General features: G+C 50.6%; 9 protein-coding genes. 5 read left to right on the forward strand and 4 right to left on the reverse strand.

Annotation, left to right across the window (positions count from 1 at the left end):
- The 4 genes from AAF564_25120 to AAF564_25135 all read right to left on the reverse strand — a co-directional run.
- A partial coding sequence (locus AAF564_25120) for a hypothetical protein (GenBank protein ID MEM8488851.1) occupies positions 1 to 213 on the reverse strand: 213 nt, incomplete at its 3' end.
- A gap of 208 nt (positions 214 to 421) precedes the next feature.
- Entirely contained in the window at positions 422 to 1,993 is a 1,572-nt protein-coding gene (locus AAF564_25125; GenBank protein MEM8488852.1) for a 4-coumarate--CoA ligase family protein, read from the reverse strand.
- Positions 1,994 to 2,116: 123 nt separating this feature from the next.
- Positions 2,117 to 2,359, reverse strand: coding sequence for a hypothetical protein (locus tag AAF564_25130; protein ID MEM8488853.1), 243 nt, complete (start codon positions 2,357 to 2,359; stop codon positions 2,117 to 2,119).
- Positions 2,360 to 2,733: 374 nt separating this feature from the next.
- A complete protein-coding gene (locus AAF564_25135; protein ID MEM8488854.1) occupies positions 2,734 to 3,219 on the reverse strand; it encodes a hypothetical protein in 486 nt (161 codons plus the stop codon).
- A gap of 279 nt (positions 3,220 to 3,498) precedes the next feature.
- On the opposite strand from AAF564_25135, the gene AAF564_25140 reads away from it, so the two are divergent.
- The 5 genes from AAF564_25140 to AAF564_25160 all read left to right on the forward strand — a co-directional run.
- Positions 3,499 to 3,882, forward strand: coding sequence for a DUF2513 domain-containing protein (locus AAF564_25140; protein ID MEM8488855.1), 384 nt, complete (start codon positions 3,499 to 3,501; stop codon positions 3,880 to 3,882).
- 210 nt (positions 3,883 to 4,092) lie between these two features.
- Complete coding sequence (locus tag AAF564_25145; protein ID MEM8488856.1) at positions 4,093 to 4,221, forward strand: hypothetical protein; 129 nt, start codon at positions 4,093 to 4,095, stop codon at positions 4,219 to 4,221.
- 94 nt (positions 4,222 to 4,315) lie between these two features.
- Positions 4,316 to 5,137 carry a formyltransferase family protein gene (locus AAF564_25150; protein MEM8488857.1) on the forward strand — a complete coding sequence of 274 codons (822 nt, stop codon included), beginning with the start codon at positions 4,316 to 4,318 and terminating at the stop codon, positions 5,135 to 5,137.
- Between the two features lie 43 nt (positions 5,138 to 5,180).
- The gene (locus AAF564_25155; protein MEM8488858.1) at positions 5,181 to 5,612 is read left to right on the forward strand and encodes an OsmC family protein; all 432 of its coding nucleotides are present in this window, start codon (positions 5,181 to 5,183) and stop codon (positions 5,610 to 5,612) included.
- Positions 5,605 to 6,534 (forward strand): aminotransferase class I/II-fold pyridoxal phosphate-dependent enzyme (locus AAF564_25160; GenBank protein ID MEM8488859.1); only part of this gene is annotated, 930 nt, incomplete at its 3' end. The genes AAF564_25155 and AAF564_25160, both read left to right, overlap by 8 nt.

A 6,534-nucleotide genomic window follows, 5' to 3' on the forward strand; every position in this document is an offset into this window, starting at 1 on the left:
GATAAAGTCTTCAGTTGAGACAACCTCCATGTCGGTTGCCAGCTGCGGTGGCAGCTTACCATTAAGAAAAGGACCAATGGCAGCCGGCGCCTCAAGTCCGGGCATGAGGGATCGGAAAGAAAGCACCAGGGAGGCAATGGCAAACAGGCATACTAACGGCAACCAGGACATGCGTTTAAACGCAGCCTGTGCCTTTCCAGACTTCCAAAGCATGGTTCAGCTTTGCTTGAAAAGATGGTAAAGTTGTGCTGCGTTCACATCATTTGAGGGCTGTAAACAGCATAGAGCAGCACACGTGGGCACCAAAAAATAACAAGTGATGCGACCCTACGCAGTCTCGAAGTGGCGCAAGTCAATTCAGCGTATGGCGCGTGCTTACCCCAAACTTTTCGTCGGTTGCATACCGCTGTTATCTTCTCCCTTATTCACCAAGCATTTCCCGCTCTCGCTTCACCAGCTCGCGCCGAAGAATTTTGCCGGACGGCACCTTTGGAATTGAGGGCATGAATTCCACCCGCCGCAACTTCTTGTACGGCGCTACACGTTCAGCCACAAAGGCCTGGATTTCCTCAGCAGTAACTTCAACGCCAGGCTTCAACACGATACATCCTTTGGGCACTTCACCAGCTTCTTCATCTGGACTCGGAATAACTGCAGCATCAGCAATTGCAGGGTGTCCGAGCAAGACGGCTTCCAGTTCTGCCGGCGCAACTTGCAATCCTTTGTACTTGATCAGCTCTTTAACCCGGTCTATAACGTACAGGTAGCTGTCTTCGTCCAGATATCCAACATCACCCGTGTGCAACCACCCTTCCGCATCAATCATGGCGTTTGTAGCCTCAGGGTTTTGATGGTACCCTTTCATCACTTGCGGACCGCGCATCCAGATTTCACCCACCTCGCCAATTGGCAGCATCTTTCCCGTTTCAACATCAGCTATGAGCGTCTCCGTGTTTGGTATGGATACGCCTACTGCTTTGAGTTTGATGGGCCCTTGCCTCGGCGTGAAATGGGTAACCGGGCTTGTCTCGGTGAGGCCATATCCCTGTTTCACAACACAATCCAGGCGTGTCGCGCACTCTTCAGATACTGCCGGCGACAACGGCGCAGCACCAGACGTAATGTAGCCCAGACTGGAAAGGTCGTATTTGTCTACAATGGGGTGTTTTGCCAGACCCAAAATAATCGGTGGCACCAGGTAGGCAGAGGTCACTTTATAGTCCTGCATCAATTGCAGGAAATGCTCCATGTCAAAGCGGGGCATCGTGACAACTGTTGCCCCCTTGCGCAGCGCCATACTCATGATAACCGTCATCCCATAGATATGGTAAAACGGCAGAATACCAATCAGGACCTCCCCATCATCCAACGGCTCAACAGACTCCGTCTGAGCAATATTGGCCACAAGATTATGGTGGGTAAGCATCACACCCTTGGGCAACCCTGTGGTGCCACTCGAGTAAGGCAACACCAGGAGGTCTTCTTTCGGATCTATCTCAACTTCCGGTACATACTCACCATGGTCTTTGAGCGAGGCAAATGAGAGGGCGCCTTCTCCCTCGCCAAATACAAAGAGCTTTTCAATGCCAGCTTCTTCCGAGGCCTGCTGTGCTTTGTCCAGCATTTGTGGAATAGTAAACAAAAAACGGGCGCCGGCATCTTTGAGCTGAAAGCTCAGCTCATCAACAGTGTAGATCGGATTGATTGTAGTATTTACGCCGCCCAGTAAAGCAACTGCAAGAAACAGTGATGCATACTCAGGATGATTCGAGCTGTAAATGGCAACCTTATCCCCCTTCTGCAAACCGTGCTTATGTAAGCCAGCAGCTACCTGGATGATCTCCAGGCGTAACTCGTCATAGGTAACAACGCGGCCGTCAGCGCCATCAATGAGAGCCGGCCGGGAAGCATAACGCGGAAAGAATTCGGTGATGTAGCGGTGAAAGACATCAACAGGAATCTCTACGTCGGGGAAAGGACTTTTGGCAACCATGGGATTCTCCTTTATGAGGGCGGGATTCCATTCTACGTCGCCAGCACATGACTTTCAACACAAATCATCAAACACAAAGCCCCTTTCACAGCTTTTCAGGGCTAAATAACAGGTTACAGGGCTTCACGCAATGTAAAAGGTTTTGACGAGCTCAGAGATGACGCGTTCATACAATACAACCGCGTTGTTCTCTTCATTGTGACGTGGGGCTTCTGATACTTCCATAATGCGCGTCCGCTTGGCCTCGATTTCAGCAGCCTCCTGTTTTGAATCAGCAACGGCTGACTGCGCGAGTGCCGGCACAAAGAGCAAAGCGATCAGGAGTGCGGCAAAAAAGATGGTTCTGATCAGGCGTGTGTTTTTCATACAAAAGGCTGGGCATGGACAAGACGCTGGATGGACTACACCCCTGTTATCCAAGCGCTATGCCACCTTACGTTACGCAGAATAGGTGGCCTTTCTGTTGTTTCGCGTCCACTTTAATCTATGCGAAGGAGATCTGTTACTTATACCAAAGTAGTTGAGATAGAGATATGCGTAGTACCTTTTGGCGAACGCCCTTAATCGCCTGGTATCCTACGCGTTTCGTTACTACGCGAACTGTCTGATAAGGCGATCCTTTACAAAAAATTTTGACGACACACGGGCCTGGGAATTGTACGCGTGCCGGCTTGTCTCACCCTGAGTTCAGATATGACGAAATTGTGTTGTGTATTCTCAAAATGACAGGAAGTATCCTGTTAAACGCGGTAGGATTCCTGGTAGTTGGCGGCGAGCAAAGCGCCCATGGCTAAAAACATCAAGGTGCCTACAAGCAGGGTTGAAGGCGCAATCAACATCCCGAAGAGCATATACACAAACAAGCTGACCAGCATGAAGTTAGCAGACAAAACACCGATCCATGCAGCGAACATGCCGTCCTCACGCTGATCGTCTAAATAGCATACAATCGTTTCGATCAGGGTGTAAAGCGACATGGAAAACAGCAGGCTCACCCAGATAAAAAGCGCCGTAGAAACCACTAAAATCCCGATTCCGAACGGATATGAGTAATAAACGAGGATGCCTTTTGACAGCACAACACTCCCCAATGTCATAAACGCCTGGGCAGGGTCAGCATATCCAAACAATGCAGGCAGAAAGGAAAGTCCGAGAATCAATCCGAGGACACCAACGAGGCCAAAGAGCCAGGAAAGAGCGGCAGAAATGAGATCGGTGGTCTTCATCTTGGATATCGGGAATAGGGCCATGGAAGGCCGGCTTGGAAAAAATCAAATCAGGTGGGCGCGGGTGTATTTAAGTAAACATGCAAACGGAGGGCCAAACTTGTCAGGTTGCAATACTTTTGTGCTTTAATTGTGACAAAACCCTGTCGAGGGCACAACAAAACTTGGAACATTTAGGGGCATTCTGACTCTCATTTGTAGATTTCAAATCCGACCCAACAAAGGGAGCAGGTTCTCCTAAGCGTGAATCTAGCGTGTATACGACGCATCGAGAAGGTTATGAAGCGTAATTTTGATCTGGTCCGAGCGATCCTGCTGCAAGTGGAACACGAAGGTGACCCTGAAGAGCCGTTGGTGACGTCTATTGCAGTTAAAGGCCATGAGCAGGCGCTTACAAATGAGCACGTCAAATTGATGATAGAAAGCGGTCTGCTCGAAGGAGACTGCAAGTTTTCCACCAACAACCGCATTTTGCTCACCGCAGTTCGAGGACTCACACCCCGCGGATATGATTTTCTGGACAACATCAGAAACGAAGGCGTCTGGAAGAAAATCAAAGAGCACATTACTGGCACGGTTGGGTCCGCATCATTGGATGTGTTTGAGTCTTTTGCCAATCAAATTATCAAAGCTGCTGTAACCCGCCCTCGTCAAAGTGGCTAGAACGGCGAATCAATAGCACCTGCCTCGCACCAACAGGCAGTACAAGGGACAACACATGTCAACAGTTGAATCCCAGACCGATAACTTCACACAGCCGCCCGAGGGCAGCACGGCATACGGTTGTCCGACTTTCATCGTCGGATTCATCGTATTGCTCATCGTTTTGGCACTCTTTTTTCTTTAAACACAGGCGACACCGCTCTCCGCATCATGACTGCAATTCGCGGATCTGAGCTGGTCAATTCTTCCCAATGGCCGCTACAAATGGCGTATCCGGTGGCATTTCGTGCCGGCCTGGCGCCGCCCTTCCTACATGCGCATTTCTTTTCTTTGCAATAGCTTCCTGGCGTTGCCTTCTGCCCAGTTTTTACATGAACAAGACTGCTTGGCGGGATTGGCAACGTCCGCCCACAACCGTATCCTTGGCGAACAAATGCAGCGTTTTGCTGAAGAAGCCGGCATTCCCTACGCAAGCATCTCTCCAAGCAGTCTTTCTGAAGATCTCGATGAATGGGTTGCAAACAGTAGTCCTGATCTTGTTCTTGTGCAAACATTCCCACACCTGATCCCTGCAGAAAGCCTGGGTAAACCTCCGTTTGGGTATTACAATCTACATCCAAGTCCCCTGCCGTCTTATCGTGGTCCTGATCCTATTTTCTGGCAGGTGGCGCAAAACGAAAAGCAGAGCGGCATCACATTGCACCAAATGTCTACCTCATTTGATACCGGTCCGGTGTTACACGTAGAATCCATACCGATTGAGGCCACGGACACCTACGGGATTGTGCAAACCAACCTGAGTTACGCTGCAATTAATGCGTTAAAAGAGTTTATACACACGGCACTCCCATCCCCCAAAGCCCAGCCGCAAGAAGAAGCAGCAAGCTCAAGCCAGGGCAAGCCGCAAACACAGGATCTTGTCATTGACTGGGCCAACATGGGAGCAGCTGATATTGCAGCCCTGGTGCGTGCTTGCAATCCGCATCAAAATGGTGCCATTACGTTTTTCAGGGATGTTATGACGCGTGTACTGGAAGTTAGCATTCAGGATCTGGACCGTGTACCCAAGTTACCTGCCGGCTCCGTGGTTGCAGCTGACGCTGAGCGGGGACTTCAGGTGCTGTGCGCAGACGACCGGGCCTTGTCGCTCGGCATCTTGCACGTTGAAGAGGGCTACTATTCTGGCAACCGTTTTTGTGAAGTTTTTGCAGTGGGACTCGGAGAGAAATTTTGTACACCTTCGTTCTTATCTTAAGGGTTCTTGTTACCCTTAGGATTTCAGAACTGGCAAACAACAGATGTACAAAATAAAAGTTGAGCGGGTTGACGATGATTTTCACTTCGTAGGTACAAACGAACGCGGCAACCAGGTGCACATGGACACCGGCGTGAAAGAAGGCGGCCACGGTGAAGGTGCCGGCCCCATGCAGTTGCTCGTTATGGCAATCGGCGGATGCTCAGGCATCGACATCATCTCTATCCTGAAAAAAGGGCGACAGCAGGTTGATGACTTCAATGTAGACCTGACAGCAGAACGTTTCGAAGGTGAAGTCCCCTCTCTTTTCAAAAAGGTTCACGCACACTATACCCTCAAAGGTGATCTTGATCACGAGAAAGTAAAGCGCGCTATCGAACTCAGCATTGGGAAGTATTGCTCGGTGTCGAAAACCATAGAAGCTACGGCAGAAATCACGTTTTCATACACGGTAAATGACGTAGACTATGTCTGACCAGGCTTCACCCCGGAAGCAGCACGAAGCAACGCGCGCCATCCGTATTCAAACGCCGGCATCCGGTCACCGCGAGCACGCCAGTTCCATCTACATGACTTCAAGCTTTACGTTTGAGGATGCTGAACAGGCGCGGGCTATGTTTGCCAAAGAAATTGACGGCAGCATCTACTCACGCTATAGCAATCCGAGCGTGGATGAGTTTGTAGCTAAAATGTGTATGCTGGAAGATGCTGAAGATGGCATCGCGGTAGCTTCAGGGATGTCTGCTGTGTTTACGGGGTTTGCCGGCCTGCTAAATCATGGTGATCACGTGCTGGCATCTCGGTCTGTGTTTGGCTCCACCCACCAGGTGCTGACGCAAGTCTTACCGCGTTGGGGCATCACGCACAGCTATGGCGCCATCAACCAACCAGAAACGTGGGAAGCGTTGATCCAGCCCAACACCCGGCTCTGCTACATCGAAACCCCCTCCAATCCGGCACTTGATTTGATCGACCTAGAATGGTTGGGCAAGCTCTGCAAAAAGCACAACATTATCCTGTATGTCGACAACATTTTCGCCACGCCCATTCTGCAAAAACCCATGCACCTGGGCGCCGATGTTGTTATGCATTCAGCTACCAAATACATCGACGGACAGGGCCGGGGTATCGGTGGTGTAATTGTTGGCAAACCAGAATACATCGAGAAAATCAGATTTTTCGCGCGACACTCTGGGCCTTGCCTCAGTCCGTTCAATGGATGGATGTTTAGCAAGAGCCTCGAAACGTTTGCGCTCCGCATTGAGCGGCATTGCGCCAATGCGCTGTCGCTGGCTGAATACCTGGAGACGCGGGAAGATGTCGAGTTTGTAAAATACCCCTACCTTCCCTCCCACCCGCAGCACGAACTGGCGCGCCGGCAGATGCGCGGCGGCGGC

This window comes from Bacteroidota bacterium, assembly GCA_039111535.1.
Classification (GTDB): domain Bacteria; phylum Bacteroidota; class Rhodothermia; order Rhodothermales; family JAHQVL01; genus JBCCIM01.